At 63.7% G+C, this 20,145-nt stretch carries 16 protein-coding genes and 1 pseudogene; 13 read left to right on the forward strand and 4 right to left on the reverse strand.

Annotation, left to right across the window (positions count from 1 at the left end; genetic code table 11):
* Positions 1 to 68 precede the first annotated feature (68 nt).
* Entirely contained in the window at positions 69 to 686 is a 618-nt protein-coding gene (locus tag H3H39_RS22790; protein ID WP_182156685.1) for a TetR/AcrR family transcriptional regulator, read from the reverse strand.
* A gap of 91 nt (positions 687 to 777) precedes the next feature.
* Between H3H39_RS22790 and H3H39_RS22795 the strand changes: the two genes are divergently transcribed.
* Positions 778 to 2,235 carry an efflux transporter outer membrane subunit gene (locus H3H39_RS22795; RefSeq protein ID WP_182156686.1) on the forward strand — a complete coding sequence of 486 codons (1,458 nt, stop codon included), beginning with the start codon at positions 778 to 780 and terminating at the stop codon, positions 2,233 to 2,235.
* A 214-nt stretch (positions 2,236 to 2,449) separates the two neighbouring features.
* Entirely contained in the window at positions 2,450 to 4,150 is a 1,701-nt protein-coding gene (locus tag H3H39_RS22800) for a methyl-accepting chemotaxis protein (RefSeq protein ID WP_182156687.1), read from the forward strand.
* A 41-nt stretch (positions 4,151 to 4,191) separates the two neighbouring features.
* On the opposite strand, the pseudogene H3H39_RS28545 reads toward H3H39_RS22800, so the two are convergent.
* Both H3H39_RS28545 and H3H39_RS22805 read right to left on the reverse strand, forming a co-directional pair.
* Positions 4,192 to 4,401, reverse strand: a pseudogene (locus H3H39_RS28545) (transposase); the annotation flags it as partial.
* A 27-nt stretch (positions 4,402 to 4,428) separates the two neighbouring features.
* Positions 4,429 to 5,487 (reverse strand): AraC family transcriptional regulator, encoded by a 1,059-nt coding sequence (locus H3H39_RS22805; protein WP_311196963.1) that lies wholly within the window; start codon positions 5,485 to 5,487, stop codon positions 4,429 to 4,431.
* 175 nt (positions 5,488 to 5,662) lie between these two features.
* On the opposite strand from H3H39_RS22805, the gene H3H39_RS22810 reads away from it, so the two are divergent.
* The 4 genes from H3H39_RS22810 (at position 5,663) to H3H39_RS22825 (ending at position 11,960) form a co-directional block, all read left to right on the forward strand.
* Positions 5,663 to 7,921: a fatty acid desaturase gene (locus H3H39_RS22810; RefSeq protein ID WP_182156688.1), complete on the forward strand. Its 2,259-nt coding sequence runs from the start codon at positions 5,663 to 5,665 to the stop codon at positions 7,919 to 7,921.
* Positions 7,922 to 7,984: 63 nt separating this feature from the next.
* A complete protein-coding gene (locus tag H3H39_RS22815; protein WP_182156689.1) occupies positions 7,985 to 9,625 on the forward strand; it encodes a GMC family oxidoreductase in 1,641 nt (546 codons plus the stop codon).
* 14 nt (positions 9,626 to 9,639) lie between these two features.
* Complete coding sequence (locus tag H3H39_RS22820) at positions 9,640 to 10,653, forward strand: AraC family transcriptional regulator (protein WP_182156690.1); 1,014 nt, start codon at positions 9,640 to 9,642, stop codon at positions 10,651 to 10,653.
* 182 nt (positions 10,654 to 10,835) lie between these two features.
* A complete protein-coding gene (locus H3H39_RS22825) occupies positions 10,836 to 11,960 on the forward strand; it encodes a GGDEF domain-containing protein (protein ID WP_182156691.1) in 1,125 nt (374 codons plus the stop codon).
* A 53-nt stretch (positions 11,961 to 12,013) separates the two neighbouring features.
* On the opposite strand, the gene H3H39_RS22830 is transcribed toward H3H39_RS22825, so the two are convergent.
* Positions 12,014 to 12,712 carry a TetR/AcrR family transcriptional regulator gene (locus H3H39_RS22830; protein ID WP_182156692.1) on the reverse strand — a complete coding sequence of 233 codons (699 nt, stop codon included), beginning with the start codon at positions 12,710 to 12,712 and terminating at the stop codon, positions 12,014 to 12,016.
* A 483-nt stretch (positions 12,713 to 13,195) separates the two neighbouring features.
* Between H3H39_RS22830 and H3H39_RS22835 the strand changes: the two genes are divergently transcribed.
* Genes H3H39_RS22835 through H3H39_RS22865 form a run of 7 tightly spaced genes read left to right on the forward strand, consistent with a single transcriptional unit; the run spans position 13,196 to position 20,100 of the window.
* Positions 13,196 to 14,062: an alpha/beta fold hydrolase gene (locus H3H39_RS22835; protein ID WP_229218195.1), complete on the forward strand. Its 867-nt coding sequence runs from the start codon at positions 13,196 to 13,198 to the stop codon at positions 14,060 to 14,062.
* Positions 14,059 to 15,051 (forward strand): VOC family protein, encoded by a 993-nt coding sequence (locus H3H39_RS22840; RefSeq protein ID WP_182156694.1) that lies wholly within the window; start codon positions 14,059 to 14,061, stop codon positions 15,049 to 15,051. Before H3H39_RS22835 ends, H3H39_RS22840 begins: the two co-directional genes overlap by 4 nt.
* A 27-nt stretch (positions 15,052 to 15,078) precedes the next feature.
* The gene (gene mhpA / locus H3H39_RS22845) at positions 15,079 to 16,806 is read left to right on the forward strand and encodes a bifunctional 3-(3-hydroxy-phenyl)propionate/3-hydroxycinnamic acid hydroxylase MhpA (protein ID WP_182156695.1); all 1,728 of its coding nucleotides are present in this window, start codon (positions 15,079 to 15,081) and stop codon (positions 16,804 to 16,806) included.
* Positions 16,803 to 17,600, forward strand: coding sequence for a 2-keto-4-pentenoate hydratase (locus H3H39_RS22850; RefSeq protein WP_182156696.1), 798 nt, complete (start codon positions 16,803 to 16,805; stop codon positions 17,598 to 17,600). The genes mhpA and H3H39_RS22850 overlap by 4 nt, the downstream gene beginning before the upstream one ends.
* Positions 17,601 to 17,607: 7 nt before the next feature.
* Positions 17,608 to 18,582, forward strand: a complete 975-nt coding sequence (locus H3H39_RS22855) for an acetaldehyde dehydrogenase (acetylating) (RefSeq protein WP_182156697.1) — start codon at positions 17,608 to 17,610, stop codon at positions 18,580 to 18,582.
* Positions 18,579 to 19,643, forward strand: a complete 1,065-nt coding sequence (gene dmpG / locus H3H39_RS22860; protein WP_182156698.1) for a 4-hydroxy-2-oxovalerate aldolase — start codon at positions 18,579 to 18,581, stop codon at positions 19,641 to 19,643. Before H3H39_RS22855 ends, dmpG begins: the two co-directional genes overlap by 4 nt.
* Positions 19,636 to 20,100 (forward strand): DoxX family protein, encoded by a 465-nt coding sequence (locus H3H39_RS22865; RefSeq protein ID WP_220461641.1) that lies wholly within the window; start codon positions 19,636 to 19,638, stop codon positions 20,098 to 20,100. The genes dmpG and H3H39_RS22865 overlap by 8 nt, the downstream gene beginning before the upstream one ends.
* The last annotated feature ends 45 nt before the right edge of the window (positions 20,101 to 20,145 follow it).

A 20,145-nucleotide genomic window follows, 5' to 3' on the forward strand; every position in this document is an offset into this window, starting at 1 on the left:
ACGAAGTGATAGGGACTTTCATTATGGTACTAGTGACCAATTTCGTCAACGGTCACACACAAAAATAATCATGGCGACAGGCTGCGCAGCACCAGGTTGGACAGGTGCGCCGGGGCCTCCTCCGCATAGTCGAAGCTGTATTGCAACAGCAGCGGGTTAAGGAGGGGGCGCATCACCAGGTAGATCGCCATCACCGTCTCATCGAGCGGCGTCTTGCGCTCGAAATCGCCGCTCAGCCGGCCTTCCTGCAACACATCGCGCAGCAATTTCTGGAGATTGGCTTCATAGGCGATCACGGCCTGCCAGCGCTCCGTCGCCGCCGAGGCGGCGATCTCGTACAGCTTGCGATCCTGGAAAAACAGCCGCAGGCTGGCCTCGGTGCAAGCCTTGAACAGCCGCCGCACCTTCTCGGGCGGCGCGTCCGTCTCGGCCACCGCCGCGCTGACTTCGGTTTCGATCTGTCGCAGGCAGTTTGCGCAGATCATCTCGCCGATGGCTTGCTTGGATTCAAAGAATTTATAGATATACGCCTTGGAGAAGCCGATCGCCTTGGCGAGGTCGGACACGGTGGTCTTCTCATAGCCGTAATGACTGAAGTGTTCCGTGGCGGCGGCCACGATCTGGCTGCGGACGTCGTGGTCGGCCGGTCCCCGGGCCGAAACGGGATAGGTGCTGGGATTTTTCATGCCAGACAGCTTACGCCAAAATCTTTAACTGGACAACGTGTGACCATTTGGTATTATAGTCACCACTCCACTCGTTGATGAAAGTTGCCTTATGCCATCCCCATCCCGTCTTATCACATTGGCCATTGCCAGCTTGCTAACCGGCTGCGCGGTCGGCCCCGATTACGTCCGCCCCACCCTGCCGGCGGAGCAAACGTTCCATGGCCAGGCCGCCATTGATAGCCGTTCCGCGTTGAGCGACGCCGACTTCGGCGCATGGTGGACCGGTTTCGCGGACCCACAGCTGACCCGGCTGGTCCAACTTGCGATGGAGCAGAACCTCGACCTGGCGCAAGCGCAAGCGCGCGTGGCCCAGGCGCGCGCCGGGCTGGGTGCGGCCGACGCCGCGTTGCTGCCTGCCGGTAATGTCAGCAGCCAGGCCGCGCGCGCCTATCAATCCGTCGAAACGCCGCTGGGCAAGGTGTTGAATACAGCACCCGGCTACAGCCGCTACGGCAACGCCTTCGAAGCCAATGTGGGCGCGAGCTGGGAGCTGGACGTGTTTGGCGGCTTGCGCCGGGGGCAGGAAGCGGCGCGCGCGGAATACCAGGCTTCCGAGGCGGGCGCCATCGCCGTGCGCCTGGCCGTGGCCGCGCAGACGGCCGACACCTACATCCGTGTGCGTGAATTGCAAGCCCGGTTAAAAGTCGCCCAGCAGCAAGTCAAGACGCAGCAGGAACTGCTCTCGACCATCCATCTGTTGTATGACAAGGGTTTGGCGGCGGAGCTGCAGGTACGGCAGGCTGAAGGCGCGCTGGCCCAGGTGCGCGCCGTGGTGCCCGAGCTGGCGACGGGGCTGGAAGCGGCGTTGAACGCGATGGATGTGATGCTGGGATCGCTCCCGGGTACCCATCGGGCGGAACTGGAGCAAGCGGGCGCGATCCCCGTCGCGCCGAAGATCACGGCCGCCGGCTCGCCCCGTGAATTGCTGCGGCGCCGGCCGGACCTGATCGTGGCCGAGCGGCGCCTGGCGGTCGCCAGCGCGCGCATCGGCGTGGCGATGGCCGAGTATTACCCCAAGTTTTCCTTGAGCGGACTGTTGGGCAGCGCGACTTCGGTGGGGGGCGGCAATCTGTTCACGAGCGGCGCCAGCCAGGCCAGCGGCGCGCTGGGCCTGCGGTGGCGGCTGTTCGATTTCGGCCGCATCGACGCGCAGATCAGCCAGTCGCGCGGGCAAGAGGCTGAAATGCTGGCCGCCTACCGGCTGGCCGCATTGCGGGCGACGGAAGACGTGGAAAACGCGTTCTCCTCGCTGGTCAACCGCGAGGAACAGGCCGCTGTGCTGGCCCAGGGGGTGGACTCACTCGGCCGCGCGCGGGGCGCATCGTTCGCCGCGTACCAGAAAGGCGTCGTCAGCCTGATCGAGGTCTTGCAGGCGGACGAAAACCTGCTGCGCGCGTCCGATGCGCGCGTGCAGGCGCAAGCGGCCTCGGCGCATGCCGCCGTCGCCGCCTTCCGGGCGCTGGGTGGCGGCTGGCAAGCGCCGGGCGCCGCGCTGACCATGCGATAGCGGTGCCAGCGGAGAGATTACTGCGGCGGCTTTCTACGCCCCTTCGTGCAACATGATGCAAAAAATCTCTGGTGATCCATATACACGAGGAGTAGCCTTATAGCACGACGAATAATCACGAATTGTCACAGCCCCAGCGGTCAAGCAAGCATCTTCCCTGAAGGCAGAGGCCGGTCCATCGTCGAATGATGAGAGTAATTGCGTGGAGGCTAAAATGACTATCGCACAACGTTTATACGCACTTATCTTTGCAGTGGTGGTTGGCATGGCAGGCCTTGCCGGCCTGGGGATTTATCAAATGGCGCAGGTCTATGCCGGCGCCAACTATGCCAACATCAATACTGTTCCGAGCCTTCTTGTTATCGATCAGGCGTTTAGTGCTGCGGCTCAAATGCGCGTACAAGTCTGGCAGTACATGGCGCTGAAAGACACCGCCAAGCGGTCCGAGTTGGCAACGGCAATTGGTGTGGCGCATGCGAAAGTCATCGACGCATTTAACAAGTACGAAAAGGAAGACCTATCCAATGACAACGACAAAGCCCTGCTGGCTGCTGACCGCGGCGCTTTGGCCGAGTATGACGCGTTGCGTGAAAAGGTCATGGCACTTGCGAATGAGGACAAAGCGGATGAAGCACGCGATTTGTTGCTTTCAAAGCAGGCTGTGAGTGTCAAGGTTGGCGAAATGATCGATGTGCATCGAAAGTACAACGCCGATCTGGGCATCAAGGCCGCTGAAGAAGCGGCCGCCACTTTAACGCATGCCAACTGGCTTGCCATTATCATTGCGGCAGCGGTTATCGCTGTCGTCGCGGCGATGGGACTGATGCTGACGAGAAAGCTGATTGCGTCCCTGAAGGAAGCAGTGAAGATCGCCCAGACCGTCGCCGCTGGCGATTTAACCTGCAACATCGTCGTGACATCCAAGGATGAAACCGGACAATTATTGCAGGCATTGAAGGAGATGAACGACAGCCTGGTGCGCATTGTCGGTCAAGTCCGCACTGGCACCGATACCATTGCCACCGCCTCAGGACAAATTGCCAGTGGAAATCTGGATTTGTCGTCGCGCACAGAGCAACAGGCCAGCTCATTGGAAGAAACGGCGTCCTCAATGGAGGAACTGACCAGTACTGTGAAACAGAACGCCGCCAATGCCCAACAAGCCAATGATTTGGCGGAGTCTGCGTCTGACGTTGCGCAGAAGGGTGGCGCGGTGGTATCCCAGGTGATTCACACGATGGGTTCGATCGACGAGTCCGCGAAAAAAATCGTCGATATTATTGGTGTCATTGATGGCATCGCTTTCCAGACCAACATCCTGGCCCTGAACGCCGCCGTGGAGGCGGCGCGCGCGGGCGAACAGGGGCGTGGATTCGCTGTGGTGGCAAGTGAGGTACGCAATCTGGCGCAGCGCTCAGCCGCTGCGGCGAAAGAAATCAAGACGCTGATCAGCAATTCAGTCGAGCAAGTTGATGCAGGCAGCAAATTGGTCAATCAGGCTGGTGCGACGATGGATGAGGTGGTGGCCAGCGTTAAACGGGTCACCGGCATCATCAACGAAATTACCATCGCTGGCCGGGAGCAAACTTCCGGGATCGAGCAGATCAATCAAGCCATCACCCAGATGGATACGGTTACTCAACAAAATGCGGCGCTGGTGGAAGAAGCTGCCGCCGCCGCATCGTCCTTGCAAGATCAGGCCGGCTCTCTGGCGAATTTGGTCAGTACATTCAAGATCAATTTGGGCCAGGTCACAAAGGCTGCACCGGCGAAGCCTGCGAACGTTTCAGCGCGTACTTCAACGCCGGCGCCACAATTGAAGGCTGCAGCGCAACCCGTTCTCGTCAAGCCAAAACCGGTCAAAATCGCTGGACCTGCACACGCCGCCGGTAGCGATGATTGGGAGGAATTTTGACCACTATGGTATAGGCTAAAGACGATGTGAAACAATTGCAGAAAGCTGCGGCGGTCGAGCAATTGATATTCCAGCGCGTCGCCGGCCAGGTTGTAGAGTTCTTGGAGTATCAGGATCTTGACCATTAGCGCAGTCGGATACGGCGGCCGGCCCCCTTTGGCACGCGATGGCCTCGGCACGGCGGCATCGATGCTCGCCGCCAGTACCTCGAAGTCCACGTGCTTGGTCAAGCCGACCAGTGGATCGCCGATCTTGCTACGCCGATCTTCGCGTTTTGTTCAGTCTGTCGCCATGGTCCGCTTTGCGTTCAGGCCAGACCAGCCGGACGGCGCCACGCCTTCCCAACGCTTGAATGCCCGCCTGAAGTTCGCCATGTCGGTATAACCCAGCATGTAGGCCACCTCTTTCACCGGCGACTTCCTTCGCAGCAGTTCCAACGCCATGCGGTGCTTGACCGATTCCGCGACTTCACGGTAGGAAACGCCTTCATCGACCAAGCGGCGATGCAGGGTGCGCGGGGTGATGCCCAGTAACCGCGCGCAAACGGTAAGCGGGGGAAATGACGGACTGCGTTCAAGAATGACCTCCTCCAGCTTGGCGGCCATGCTCCAGTTGTTGCGCATCTTGTTGAACTCATCGGTGCAGATGCGCACGGCCTCCGCCAGCACCAGGGCGTCATGTTTCGGCGCGCCTTCGTCGGCGGCCGACAGGGGAAAAGACAAGCCCGACCATTTTTGACCATACTGAACGTTACAACCAAAAATATCGCGCGCCAGCGCTGCGTGACGCGGTTCGGCAAAGGTGAAGCTGACCTTGCTACAGGCACTGCCATGGGGCACCAGGTCGTCAGCAATATTCTTGACCGCCACCATCGCGATCTCGGTCACCGCGTTGCTGGCCGCGCCCATATCCGATGCCGGCTCAAAAAACACCTCAAGCACACCATTCGTCACGCGGGTCCCGATATCGACGGCCCCGGTTCTGAGGCTGACAAAGCGCTCGACGATTTGCATGGCCTCCCTGATGTTGGCACTCGCTCCCGCAGCCATGCCGACAATGCCGTGACTGCCTGGGATCAAGCGGCACCCGGCCAACACCCCGAAACCGGACTCCCCCGATCGGGCGATGGCCGCCGCGACGAGTTCGCCGAACTTCTTGGTCGGGATCAAGGCGTTCGCATCGACCAGATCCGCCTCCCTGATCCCTGAAACGGCCAGCCACGCCGCCAGGTCGACACCAAGCTCAACGGCCTGATCGGCGATTTGCCGCAAGTAAGTGACGCGGACGTGGGCGATGTGCGCCAGCTTCCTCGCATCATGTTCTTTGTACCTGGTCACGAAAGACACCTCTCTTCTGCAATGCTCATGGGGAAAAACAGTTGTGATTGTTTCACACAAATCCCGTGCGGAACACGCCTGTCATTAAATGACCCCTGTTTGTCAATTTCAACTCTCACGACCACAAGCGTGCGCGTGACATCCTGAATACACAACAAATTTAGGAGACACTGCGATGCGGTCCATATTCGGACGGTCCTCACACGAGGCCGAAATCAATGGCACAACCATCACCGTCCAGCCCGATGAGACGCTGCTGTCGGCGGCGTTGCGGCAGGACATATTAATTCCCTCGATCTGTCGCGTCGGCGGCTGCGGGGCATGCAAATGCAAGCTCAAGGACGGCGAGGTCCAGGAGCTGACCGAGACCGCCTACCTGCTGTCGGAAAAAGAGATCGCGGACGGCTACATCCTTGCGTGCCAGAGCCGCCTGCGCAGCGACGTCAAGATCGAGTTGGATCAGCACGACGTCATCGGCGGCGCCCCGATCCCAGGTATTATCGTCGGCAAGCAAATGCTGACACATGACATCGCCCGCATCGACGTCCGGCTGGAGCAAGCGGTGCAGTACCGCGCCGGCCAGTTCGCCGAAGTGACCTTGCCCGCGTTGGCCAACTCCCCGCGCAGCTATTCGTTCTCGACGGCGCCCGGCGACAACAACCACGTCAGCTTCACCGTGCGCCGGGTGCCGGGCGGCCAGGTGTCGGGCCATCTGCTGGACCGCACTGCGGTGGGCGAACCACTTTACGTCCGTGGCCCTGGCGGCGCGTTCTGGATGCGCCCCGGCCAGGAACCGGTGCTCATGGTGGCCGGTGGCAGCGGCTTGGCGCCAATACTGGCGATGCTGGAGGACATGAAAAACCGCGGCGACCTGCGTCCCGTCACCGTCCTGTTCGGGGCGCGCGCCCAGCGCGACTTGTACGCCCTGGAGCAACTGGCCGCCTTTGGCGCCAGTTGGCCCGGCTTCCGGTTCATCCCCATCCTGTCGGAAGCGGACGCGTCGCAAGCCTGGGACGGCCGCACGGGGCGCGTAACGGAACACATCCCAGAACTGCTGGGCGGCGCCACCTCGGCTTATCTGTGCGGCCCGCCCGCCATGATCGATGCGGCCGTCGCGGTCCTGCGCCAGCACGGCATCGCGGATGACCAGCTGCACGCGGATCGCTTCGTCGATCAGGCCCCCAAGCTGCATACGGGTTTCTATGGGGCGGTCGGTTTGCCCAAGGCCGAGCGCGTGCCGGCGAACGTGCTGGACTACCTCAAATTCTTCATGCTGCACCTGGTGGGCGCGGGCGCCGTGGTGTCCCTGCTGGCCGGCGGCGGTTATACCAGCCTCGGACTGCTCGCACTGCTCCTGTTTTACGTGGGCGGCGATGCCTTGCTCGGCAGCGATACCCGCACGCCGGACTATCGCTCACCCTGGATACTGACGGTGCAACTGTGGGTGGCGCTGCCACTGCTGGCGCTCGTCTTGTTCAGCTATATCTGGACCCTGTCGCCCGGAGATCCGCTGGGCTTTGGCGCCTGGCTGGGCCACTTGACCGGTTACGACGTGCTGGCCGCGCGCGCCAACACGGACTTCTGGCATCACCTTGCCGGTGGGGTGCACGTGGGACTGATGATCGGCTTCCTGGGTACCGTCACGGCGCATGAGCTGACGCACCGGACCTGGGACCCCGTCTCGCTGCTCGTGGGCCGCTGGTTGCTGGCGTTCAGCTACGACACCGGATTCGCCATCGAACACGTGTATGGCCATCACCGCTATGTCTCCACCGAGCACGATCCGGCCACCGCACCACGCGGGCGCAACGTCTATTTCCACGTGCTGGCCTCCACCATCAAAGGCAATATCAGCGCCTGGCGCATCGAAGCCGAGCGTTTGATGCGCAAGCGCCATGCCGTCGTCTCGCCGCACAACGCCTACCTGCGCGGCGTGCTCATGAGCGTGGTGCTGGTGGCCGCAGCCGGCGCGATGGCGGGCTGGAAGGGTGCGCTGGCCTTTACCGGATGCGCCCTGTTCGCCAAGGCGTTGCTTGAGATCGTGAACTACATGGAGCACTACGGTATGGTCCGTCTGCCCGAGCAGGCTGTGCAGCCGCGCCACTCGTGGAACACCAACGCCCGCATGAGTTCCTGGGCGATGTTCAACCTGAGCCGGCATTCGCATCACCACGCCCAGGGCGAGGTGCCTTACCAGGATCTGATGCCCCTGTCCGACGCGCCCATGATGATCAATGGCTACCTGGCGACGATCCTGGTCACGCTGGTCCCACCATTGTGGCACCGCTTGATGACGCCCAAGCTGGTCGAGTGGGACCGGCGCTACGCCACCCCCGAGGAGCGCGTGCTCGCCTTGCGCGCCAACCAGCGCAGCCGGCTCAGGAAGCTGCGCGATTATGACCCGCGCCGCTGGAACACATCCACCGCCCGCTGAGACGTTGCGCACGGCGCAAAGTGAAAAACAAGGGGATCACAGATCCCCGCACCAGGAGACTTCATGAAATTCGATTATGTCATCGTCGGCGGTGGTTCGGCCGGCGCGACGCTGGCGTCGCGCCTGAGCGAGGATGCGCACACGAGCGTCTGCCTGCTGGAAGCGGGCGGCAAAGGCGACGACTTCCTCATCCGCATGCCCGCCGGTGTGGTGGCCATGCTGCCCGGCAAAGGTAAAATCAACAATTGGGCGTTCAACACCGTGCCCCAGCCGGGACTCAACGGACGCAGGGGATATCAGCCGCGCGGGCGCGCCCTGGGCGGCTCCTCGGCCATCAACGCCATGCTGTACATCCGGGGCCAGCGGCAGGATTATGACGACTGGGCCAATCTCGGTTGCGACGGCTGGGATTGGGAATCAGTCCTCCCCTACTTCAAGAAATCGGAAAACAACGAACGCGGGCATAGCGACTGGCATGGCGGCAGTGGCCCTTTGCACGTCTCGGAGCAGCGCAGCCCCCGCCCGGTCACCCACGCTTTTATCGAGGCGGCCAGGTATCGCGGCATCCCGGCCCGCGCCGATTTCAACCAAGGTGACAACGAGGGCGTTGGCCTGTATCAGGTGACGCAGTTCCACGACCGTGCCCGCCGGGGCGAACGCTGCTCGGCCGCCGCCGCCTACCTGCATCCGGTGTTGCGACAGCGCCCCAACCTCACGGTCAAGACCAACACGAAGGCCACCCGCCTGATCTTTGAAGGCAAGCGCGCCGTCGGCGTGGCCTACCGTGCCGGCGGCAGCGTTCAGGAGGTGCGGGCCACGCGCGAGGTCATTGTAGCGGCCGGCGCCTTCGGCACGCCACAGTTGCTGCAACTGTCCGGCGTGGGCCGTCCGGAGGACATCACCCGCCACGGCATTCAGATGGTGCACGAATTGCCGGGGGTCGGCCAGAACCTGCAGGATCACCTCGATTTCATCCACGTATTCAAAAGCAAGGACACCGACAACTTTGGCATAGGGTTGGCAGGCACGGTGAATATGCTGGGTCATATCGCCAACTGGTACAAAGACGGCAGCGGCATGCTGACCACGCCCTTCGCCGAGGGGGGCGCGTTCATCAAGAGCGCTCCCACCCTGGAGCGGCCCGATCTCCAGCTTCATTTCGTGATCTCCATTGTCGAGGATCACGCGCGCAAGCTGCACCCCGGCTATGGCTTCTCCTGTCACGTTTGCCAGCTGCGCCCGCACTCGCGCGGCGAAGTCTTTCTGCAGTCCGCCGACCCCATGGCCGACCCCGGTATCGACCCAAGATTCCTGTCGGACCAGCGCGACCTCGCCGCACTGCTCCAGGGCGCCAAACTGACCCGCGACATCCTGCTGGCGCCACCGCTGCGGCAATACCGCCACCGCGAACTGTTTGGCATGCGCGACGGCATGAATGACAGGGAGTGGGAACAACACATCCGCGCGCGCGCCGACACCATCTACCACCCCATCGGGACCTGCAAGATGGGCACAGACGAGCTGGCGGTGGTCGATCCGTCGCTGAAGGTGCGCGGCCTGCAGGGGTTGCGGATCGTCGACGCCTCCGTCATGCCGACGCTCATCAGCGGCAACACCAATGCCCCCACGATCATGCTCGCCGAACGGGCGGCCGACCTGATCCGGGGCGGCGTTGCGCGTCCATCGCCGTCAACAGGGAAATAACGCGGGGAGCGCCCATGAAATATTGGTCGCTCAGCGACGTCGTGCGGCACATCAAGGATAGCCTCGCGGTGGACGGCTTCGATGTCGATCACCTGTTCAGGCAGGCCGGGTTGGACCAGCTGGCAGATGGCGCCTGCCCGGGTGACGATATCCTGACCGTGTCCGACCAGTTCAGCCACTTATGGCAGGCGCTGGCGGAGATCTCCGGCGATCCCATGCTGGGGTTCCACGTCTCGGCGCCGCATCCGCTATCGTGGTCGGGATTGCTGGGACATACCATGCTGGCCTCATCGGACCTGAAAACGGCGACCGAGAAATTGTTGCGCTACCTACCGCTGGTCTCGCCCACCGTCCGGGCCAGCCTCGAACGGACGGGTGGGCGCATCTTGCTCTCGCTGGACCTGCTCGGCGCCACCCGCGCGGTACCGCTGCAACGCTACGACTTCACTTGGAACGTGCTGGTGCAAACCATCCGCTTTGTATCGGGGCGCGCCGCGCTCGCGCCAGTGTCGGTCTGGTACACATTCTCTCGCCCGGCGTGCGCACCAGCCTATGTCGAGCATCTCGGATGCCCGGTGTACTTTAGCGCCGCGCGCAACATGATCGCGTTTGCCGAGTCCGATTTCACCGCGCCCATTCCAAGCGCCGATCCCCTGGCGGCCGAATGCCTGTTCCGCCTGCTCGAAGAACGACTGGCCCGCGTGCCGCGTCCCTCCACCAGCGCCAAGGTCAAAGCGCTGTTGCTGTCGATGATAGACCAGGGACAGCCGGCGCGCGAGTCCGTGTCGCGGCGCCTGTTGATCAGTGAGCGGACCTTGCAGCGCCGTCTCGCCAGCGAAGGAACCGACTTTTCCACCTTGATTGATGAGGTGCGACGCGAATTGACAAAGAAGTATATGGACGGCGAGTCCACCATCAAGATGCTGCAGTATAAGCTGGGCTTTTCCGACCCCAGCACATTCAGCAGGGCTTGCCTGCGCTGGTTCGGCAAGACGCCGAGTGAGATCAAGCGGGAACGATCACGCTAGCCTCCACGCAAGCCGCAAGCTGGCCGTAACGCTGCGAGCAATGCGATCGACGCCGGTTACGATCCGGCGACGCGCAATCGCTCTGCCGGGAGTGCCTCCCAGGCTCACATTTCTCGTTGGGGATGTACAATTGGCTTCCTATTTGTTTAGTTCGGCAGGCCGGCCGCTCGCTAGACCAGACCATGAAAATACCCCGCATTCTGTCGAACACGATCGCCTTCCCGACAATTTCCGCAATTGGCCGAAGAAAAGCCGAACTGGTGACGAGTGTTGCATTGCTAGCATGCGGAAATCTTGCCGTGTACGCCGGCGCGCAGGTCGCGTCAGGTGACCCCAAGTTATTCGTAGCGGCGTTATCGTTGATCCCTTTCCTCATCGCCATGCTTGGGGTGCTGTGGTTGAATCGCCTGGGGCGACGAATGGTTGCACGCTGGTTATTGATGACGGCGATCTCGTCGGGTGTGGCCACTCAAGTGTTTATATTCCATGGGACAGATGTTCGGACCTATTTCTTCTTCGGCTGCGCAGGGATCGTCGCGCCCGTCATATTGCCTTGGCGACACCGCATGGCCACGTTGCTTTTCGTCGCATTTCATCTTTTCCTGTTTGTTTGGCTTGATTCGGTTGAACTCCATGTCAGCCCAGAGTTGGTTGCTGCGCACGAGAGTTGGACGATCCGCACCCTGGATGCATGGGCACGGGCCACCTTCATTGTGTCGATTGCAATCCTTATCTGGAAAATGGAATTTCTGACAAGACGCACCGAGCGGGAGTTGGCGGCGCTTGCCACGACCGATGCATTGACGGGTCTGCTCAATCGGCGGGGCGTCGATGCGTTGTTGAAGCATGAACTGGCGACGGCAGCGCGCCGACACACCACGCTCTGGCTGGCGGTGATCGATATCGATCACTTCAAACTGGTCAATGACCGCTTCAGCCATGCGATTGGCGACAGCGCTTTGCGTCAAGTGGCACAGACACTGAGCGCCCAAGCTCGCGACGGAGACTTTGTCGCGCGTTGGGGCGGCGAAGAGTTTCTAGTTATCATGCCAAGCTGCGGTGATTCCAATGGTGCGGCCACTGCCGCAGAGCGGATGCGGCAGTCAGTCGCAGCCGGGAAACTAGCCATGGCGCACGCTGCCCCATTGACCTTGACGATCAGCATCGGAGTCGCTGGCGTGCCGCCTGACGGCGACATTGCCTCAGCCATTTCGCAAGCAGATCAGGCGCTGTATCGGGCCAAGTCATCCGGACGCAACCGCGTTGTGGTCGCCGACGAACCGCACGGCATTTTGGCTCAACGCTGAAATGAAAAATCGCCGGCTAAGCGGCGATTTCTCTACTGCCCCCCCGGAAACGGTCAGGCGGCGGATCGGTCTGACTCAGCGGACGGCATGGCATGGGTCCTGACCAGCAGCGAGTCGGACGGCAAGGTGAAGGTGACCAATGGCAACTGTACCAGCTTGCCGGCGGCGGCGGGTGTCATACCCAGCCCCATCAGGATATGGCTGGTGGCTTGCTCTGGAAAGTCGGCCGGCACCGGCCGCCCCACAATGCTGCACACGGCGGCCAGCGCGATGCCGGCGACGATGTCGAGCCCCATGGGCACGTCGGCGACCTTGAAACGGCCGGCCAGCATGCCTCTTTCCAGGTGACGGGGAATGTATTCAAACACGAGATTGGTCGGCCGCGCCGCATGCAGACCGGCGCGGGCCAGGAATCCGGCGAAAGTCGGATAATCCTGCACCGTATGCAGGTACAGCCGCAGACCTTGCGCCAGGAGTTCGGCCGGGTCCTTGATGGTGCCGACCACGGACTCGATCATCTGCATCAACTCGTTGCCAAGCTCTTCGACGACGGCAGCGAGCAGTTCGGCGTTGGTCTTGAAATAGTAATAGAAGGTGCCGCGGGAAACGCTGGCGGCGACGATCACATCGTCGATCACCACTTCTTCCAGACCGCGCTCGGCGAACAGCTTGAGTGCGCTCTCGATCAAATGCCGGCGCATCTTCTGCCTGCGTTCGGCGCCAACACGGACGCGATGGTCATCTTGCTTCATAAAAATCGGTAACGCTGCGTTGTAGTTATTCGGGTAGCCACGTCACACGCCGGCCGGGGCCAGTCGCGTGACAGTCCGATATTGTCCCACAGAACCCTGCAATTTCTCACGCGAAGCGATCGACGCGCCCGCATGCGCTCGGCCCCCCCTGCCGATAGTGCGGTTTCCATGAACGCCAGCGTATCGGCCGGCATCCAGTCCGGCAAGCGCGCTCCGCCCACGGTGCCGTGGCCGGAGCGCTGTATTTCCTGCACAAGCGCCGGTGGAACGATGTGGCGATGAACGTCCAACCTTCCCTGCCTGATGGCCATGACAAATCCTTGATAGTTGAACCGGCGATCCTGTCCGCCGAGCATCCAGCATATTCTCTATTCGACAAAAACATCAAGTTGACATAAATGTCGAACTTCATGTAATGTTCAGTCAAGGCGAGCACTAGCGACCGCCAACTAAGGAGACGATGCAATGAAAGACGAGCTTGGATTGCCAAACTTATCAACGAGAAAGGTCAAGGTGGGCGGCCGTTGTATCCAGCTGAGCGAGGCCGGCGAAGGGCCGCCGGTGCTGATGCTGCATGGCGGCGGGCCGGGCGCCTCCGGCGTGTCCAACTACACCCGCAACATCGCCGCGCTGGCCCGGCACTTCCGCGTGCTGGTGCCGGACATGCCCGGCTATGGCCAGTCGACCAAGGGTATCGACCGCAGCGACCCGTTCGGCGACCTGGCCGGCAGCATGGCCGGCCTGCTGGATGCCCTGCGGATCGAGCGCACCCATCTGATCGGCAACTCGCTCGGGGGCGCCTGCGCCCTGCGGCTCACGCTAGACCATCCGGACCGGGCCGCGCGGCTGGTGCTGATGGGACCGGGCGGCGTCGACACCACGCGCTCCCTGCCCACGCCAGGCTTGAAACGCCTGCTCGACTACTACAACGGCGATGGTCCCAGCATGGACAAGCTGACCCGCTTCATCCGCGGCGACCTGGTCTACGACGGCACGCAGGTTGACGCCGCCGTCATCGCCGAGCGCTACCGCTCCAGCGTCGACCCGCAAGTGGTGGCGGCGCCGCCGCTGCGCCGTCCCGCCGGCTGGCCCAAATTCCGCAAGCTCGATTTCACGCGCGACCCGCGCCTGCAACAGTGCGATACGCCGACCCTGGTGCTGTGGGGCACCGAAGACAAGGTCAACCGCCCGTCCGGTGCCCAGTCGCTGCAAAAGCGCATGCGCCGCTGCGACGTCCACCTGTTCAGCGAAACGGGCCACTGGGTGCAGTGGGAGCGGGCCGCGCAATTCAATGCCGTCACCAGCGCCTTCCTGCTGGAACATGGCGCCGCACCGGCGAGGCAGCCATGAACGAGGCACGTACTCCCGGCTCCGTGTTCAACGCCGTGCAACTGGGCTATCTGGTGATCGAGTCGGCCCGGCTTGATGCATGGCGCCAGTTCGGCGAAGAGGCGCTAGGCATGGAGCTGGCCCAGCGCGACGAGCGGTTGCTGGCATTTCGCATGGACGACCACCAGCGCCGCATCATGGTGCAAACCGGCGGCGCTGAGGACGTGGTCGCCATCGGCTGGCAGCTGCGCGACCAGGCCGCCCTCGACACCGTGCTGGCACGCTTGCGCTGGCGCCAGATCGCCGTCACCCCGTCCACGCCCGAGCAGGCGCGCGCGCGCGGCGTGGCCCAGTTCTGGCAATGCACCGGCCCCAAGGGCTTGCAGATCGAGTTGTTCACCAACCCACTGTTGAACGACGCGCCGCTGCGCATGCGCACCAGCGCCTTCGTCACCGGCGCCGCCGGCATGGGCCACGTCGCCATCACCTCGCGCCGGCCGGCGGCCATGCTGGCGTTCTGGAACGACATCTTCGACGCCCGCCACAGCGACGACATCGAGGCCCATATCAGCGGCCTGACGCTCGACATCCGCTTTCTGCGCGTCAACGAACGCCACCACTCGATCGCCGTCGCCTGCACCCGCGGACGGCGCATGGACCCGATCCGCACCCGCATCCAGCATTTCAATGTGCAGGCAGCCACGCTGGACGACCTGAGCGCGGCCTACGTGCGCTGCCGCAAGCTGGGCTTTCCCATCGCGCTGGGCATGGGCCAGCACACCAACGACAAGGAACTGTCGTTCTACGTGCGCTCGCCATCGGGCTTCGAGATCGAGTTCGGCTGGCAGCCGATCGCCGTCGACGAGCACGGCTGGCAACCGGCTGTCCACCAGGGCATCAGCATCTGGGGCCACAAGCCCCAACAACAAACCCTGGGCGACAAGCTGGGCGAACTGGGGCGCGCGCTGCGCTCGCTGCTGGGCACGGAATTCATGCCCAACGGTTTCTGACACCACACATAATATGGAGACAACAACATGAATCCCGACACCGACACCACGGGCGAGTACGACGTGGTCATTTCCGGCCTGGGGCCGACCGGCCTGACCCTGGCCCACCTGCTGGGCCAGCGGGGGCGCAGGGTACTGATACTGGAGCGCGAACCTGAGTTCTACGGCAACGCCCGCGCCGTCTACACGGACGACGAATGCATGCGCATCTTCCAGGCCGCCAGCCTGGGCCAGGAACTGGCCGAAGACATGCTGCTCGACATGCCATTCCAATGGGTGCTGCCCGACGGCACCGTGTTGAATCAGTACCGCGACCTGGCCCGGCCCTACGGCTGGCCGATCTGCAACCTGTTCTATCAACCGTTCCTGGAGGAGAAAATGGCGGCCCTGCTGGCACGCTACCCGTCCGTGCACCTGCGGCGCGGACGCGAAGTGAGCCGCAGCCTGCAGGATGATCAAGGCGTGCAGGTGTTCCATCTTGCCAGCCTGAGCCAGCACTACAGCAAGCCGGCGCCCACGCCCGGCGTCACGGCCTTGCCGCAGCCGGGCGAACAGCAAGTGCGCGGCAAATATTTCGTCGCCTGCGAGGGCGGGCGCAGCGTGACCCGTACCCAGCTCGGCATCCAGATGACGGGCCAGAGCTTCCCCAATCCGTGGCTGGTGGTCGACATCAAGGAAAATCCGGGCGAGGATGGGCTGCGCCACCTGCCCTACTTCAATTTCTATTGCGACCCGGCCTGTCCCACCGTCAGCTGTCGCCAGCCCAACGGCCACCACCGCTTCGAGTTCATGCTGATGCCGGGCCAGAGCAAGGAATACATGGAGGATCCGGCCACGGTGCGCCACTACCTGTCGCGCTACATCGACGTCGACAAGGTCACCATTCTGCGCCGCCTGGTCTACACCTTCAACGCCCTGACCGCCCAGGAATGGCGCCGCGACCGCGTGTTCCTGGCCGGCGACGCGGCCCACATGACGCCGCAATTCATCGGCCAGGGCATGAACGCCGGCGTGCGCGACGCCTACAACCTGGCCTGGAAACTCGATGCCGTGCTGGCCGGTAAAGCTGGCGACCAGTTGCTCGACACTTACCAGCGCGAACGCCAGCCGCACGCGCAATCGATGATCGACATGTCGGTCCTGATGAAGGACTTCGTCTCGGTGGCGAACCCGTTCAAGGCCATGTTGCGCAACGGCGCGGTGCGACTGATCCAGCGCACGCCCGGCCTGCGCAAGCTGCTGCGGGAGGCGCGCTTCAAGCCGCAGCCGGTCTATCGCCAGGGTTGCTATTTCGGCCTGGCACGGCGCAAGCGCGGCGGCCCGGAGGGGCGCCTGACGCCACAGCCGACGGTATTGACCCGCAACGGCAAGCCGCTGCTGCTGGACGCCGTGACGGGCCACGGCTACGCCCTGATCGGCGCCAGTGTCGACCCGCGCAGCCACCTCAAGCCGGCCGACCTGCAACTGCTCGACGCGCTCGGCACCAGCTATGTGGCGCTCTATCCGCACGGCGGCCGCCCGCAGGGCAATGTGGCGCGCAGCAGCCCCGCCGGTCTGGTGGAGCTGGAAGACCTGAGCGGCCAGGGCATCGCCTGGTTCGAGCGCAGCGGCATCGGCATGGGGGCCGTGGCCCTGGTACGGCCGGACAAATTCACCTTCGGCATGGTGCATGCGATGGCGGCCGGCCAGCTGATTGCCGGGCTGCGCGCGCAACTGGGCCAGCCCGACCGGGCCGACGTCAGGGAGGCCGCATGAACGCCCCCGTCCCCGACGATGTGAAGCTGGCCGCGGCGGCCAGCGCATTGGCCCAGGCCCGCAGCAGCGGCAGGCCCATTGCGCCCATCACCGCCAGCCATGGGATCGCTGGCCTGGAACAGGCTTACGCGGTGGCCGCCATCAACACGGCCGCCCGGCTGGCGCAGGGCGCGCGCGTGGTCGGCAGCAAGATCGGCCTGACCTCGCACGCGGTGCAGCAGCAGCTGGGTGTGGACCAGCCAGACTTCGGCGTGCTGTTCGACGACATGGAGTATCTCGACGGCGACGCCATTCCCGCCGCCCGGCTGATGCAGCCCAAGGCCGAAGTGGAGATCGCCTTCATCGTCGGCCACGCGCTGGGCGATGCGCCCCCCAGCTGGAGCGAGTTCGTGCGCGCTATCGCCTACGCCCTGCCGGCGATCGAGATCGTCGATAGCGCCATCAGCAACTGGAACATCAAGCTGGAAGACACGGTGGCAGACAACGCCTCATGCGGCGTCTATGTACTGGGCAATCAGCCCATGGCGCTGGGCCAGGCCAGCCTGGCCGGGGCCGGCATGCAGTTCCACCGCAATGGCCAGTTGGTGTCGACCGGCTCCGGCGCGGCCTGCCTGGGCCACCCCTTACGCGCCGCCTACTGGCTGGCGCGCACCATGGCACGCCTGGGCCAGCCCCTGCAGGCAGGTCAACTGGTGCTGTCGGGTGCGCTGGGTCCGATGGTCGCCATCCAGGCGGGCGACCAACTGCACGCCACCGTCGGCGGTCTTGGCAGCGTCGCTTGCCACTTAACCTGAGGAATGTATGAGCACTGAAAAAATCAAGGCTGCCATCATCGGCAGCGGCAACATCGGCACCGACCTGATGATCAAGATCCTGCGCCACGGTGCCCACGTCGAGCTGGCCGTCATGGTCGGCATCGACGCCGGCTCGGACGGCCTGGCGCGCGCGGCCCGGCTCGGCGTGGCCACCTGCCACGAGGGCGTCGAAGGACTGCTGCGCATGCCGCAGTTCGCCGACATCGGCATCGTGTTCGACGCCACCTCGGCCAGCGCCCACCGCCACAACGACGCGCTGCTGCGGGCGGTACGTCCGGACATCATCTGCATCGACCTGACACCGGCCGCCATCGGCCCTTATTGCGTGCCGGTGGTCAATGGCTACGTCAGCAACGAGGCGCTCAACGTCAACATGGTCACCTGCGGAGGCCAGGCCACCATCCCCATGGTGGCGGCGGTGGCACGGGTGGCGACTGTCCACTATGCCGAGATCATCGCCTCCATCGCCAGCCGCTCAGCCGGTCCGGGCACCCGCGCCAACATCGACGAATTCACGGAAACCACGTCGCGCGCCATCGAAACGGTTGGCGGTGCGCGCAAGGGCAAGGCCATCATCATCCTCAATCCGGCCGAACCACCCTTGATCATGCGCGACACCGTCTATACCCTGAGTGAACAGGTCGACGAAGCGGCCATCGCCGACTCGGTGGCCACCATGGCCGCCGCCGTACAAGGCTACGTGCCCGGCTACCGCCTCAAGCAGCAGGTCCAGTTCGACCGTATCGGCCCCGGCCAGGCCATCAACATCCCTGGCGTCGGTCCGCGCATGCACGGCCTGAAAACCTCGATCTTCCTCGAAGTGGAAGGCGCCGCCCATTACCTGCCGGCCTATGCCGGCAACCTCGACATCATGACCAGCGCCGCCCTGCGCACCGCTGAACACATGGCGCAACGCCGGCGCAACGCCGCCGCCACCGTCACCCCCTGGAGCCTGCCATGAACAAGAAACTGTATATTTCCGATGTCACCCTGCGCGATGGCAGTCACGCCATACGCCACCAGTACAGCCTGGCGCAAATGCGCCAGATCGCCCGCGCGCTGGACGCCGCCGGCGTCGATTCGATGGAAGTGGCCCATGGCGATGGCCTGCAGGGCGGCAGCTTCAACTACGGCTTCGGCGCCCATACGGACGTCGAATGGATCGCCGCCGTGGCCGAAGTCGTCGAGCGCGCCAGGATCGCCACCCTGATGCTGCCCGGCATCGCCACCCTGCACGACCTGCGCGCCGCCTACGACGCGGGGGCCCGCGTCGTGCGGGTGGCCACCCACTGCACCGAGGCCGACATCGCGCGCCAGCACATCGAATACGCACGCAACCTGGGCATGGAGGCCGTGGGTTTCCTGATGATGAGCCACATGCAAAGCCCGCAAGGCCTGGCCGACCAGGCCAGGCTGATGGAAAGCTATGGCGCCACCTGCTGCTACGTGGTGGACTCCGGCGGCGCACTGGGCATGGCGGACGTACGCGCGCGCTTCCGCGCCTTCAAGGACACCTTGCGTCCCGAGACGCAGACCGGCATCCACGCCCACCACAACCTCAGCCTGGGCGTGGCCAACAGCATCGTCGCCGTCGAGGAAGGCTGCGACCGCATCGACGCCAGCCTGGCCGGCATGGGCGCCGGCGCCGGCAACGCCCCGCTGGAAGTGTTCATCGCCGCCGCCGACCGGCTGGGCTGGCACCACGGCTGCGACCTGTTCGCGCTGATGAACGCGGCCGACGACATCGTGCGCCCGCTGCAGGACCGCCCGGTACGGGTCGACCGCGAAACGCTGGCGCTGGGCTATGCGGGCGTCTACAGCAGCTTCCTGCGCCACTCGGAGGCGGCAGCGAAGAAGTATGGCCTGGCGACGATGGACATCCTGGTCGAACTGGGCCGCCGCCGCATGGTGGGCGGACAGGAGGACATGATCGTGGACGTGGCGCTCGATCTCGTCAAGACGCGGGACGCCGGTGCGGCCACGCTCAACCCCCGTTGGATAGGAGCAGCAGCGAATGACTAAGCACACGATGAATCGCAACCAACACGCCGGTGCGGCGCAAGCAATGGACAAGAAACACAACCTCATGCTCTTGCTGGCGCGCGTCCTGCTGGCGCTGATCTTCATCGCCGCCGGCATCGACAAGCTGGGCCACTATGGCGCCACCGTGACGATGATGGAGTCGATGGCCGTGCCCGGATCGCTGCTGCCGGCCGTGGTAGCACTCGAGCTCGGCGGCGGCGTCGCGATCTGCTTTGGTGCCTTTACGCGGCCGGTGGCGCTCTGCCTGGCCATCTTCTGCGTGGTCGCCGCCGTCTTGTTCCACAAGAATTTTGCGGACGCAACGCAGGCGGCCATGTTCATGAAAAATCTGGCGATCGCCGGCGGCTTCCTCTCGCTGGCCGTGGCCGGGGCCGGAACAATGAGCATCGATGCGCGCCATGGTGACAGCCGCAAACCGGCGCGCGCCAGGCCATAAGATCCGCGGCACCGATTGATCCCGGCAACAGCGCCCGGAGCGCGC

Origin of the sequence: Rugamonas apoptosis (assembly GCF_014042355.1) — a bacterium.
GTDB lineage: Bacteria > Pseudomonadota > Gammaproteobacteria > Burkholderiales > Burkholderiaceae_D > Rugamonas > Rugamonas apoptosis.